Source organism: Cupriavidus sp. SIMBA_020 (assembly GCF_046535395.1).
Taxonomy (GTDB): Bacteria; Pseudomonadota; Gammaproteobacteria; order Burkholderiales; family Burkholderiaceae; genus Cupriavidus; species Cupriavidus campinensis.
Genome location: NZ_JAWRWU010001455.1, coordinates 1 through 243, shown reverse-complemented (window position 1 = coordinate 243; position 243 = coordinate 1). Strand labels below are relative to the sequence as shown.

Below are 243 nucleotides of genomic sequence, written 5' to 3'. Positions count from 1 at the left end.
CGGTACTCTACATCTACGACGAGCTTTACAAGCAGGACAAGATTCAGCACGTGCTGGTGCGCCACGAACAGGCGGCCGTGCACGCAGCCGATGCGTATGCGCGTTCCACCGGCAACGTCGGCGTCTGTCTCGTGACGTCCGGCCCCGGTGTCACCAATGCGGTGACCGGCATCGCGACGGCCTACATGGATTCGATCCCGATGGTCGTGATCAGCGGCCAGGTGCCGACTGCCGCGATCGGCC

At 64.2% G+C, this 243-nt stretch carries 1 protein-coding gene; it reads left to right on the top strand.

All coding sequences use genetic code 11. The annotated features are described in order from the left end of the window. On the top strand, positions 1–243 hold a 243-nt coding region (locus tag SB751_RS34390; protein WP_410749544.1), incomplete at both ends, for a thiamine pyrophosphate-binding protein.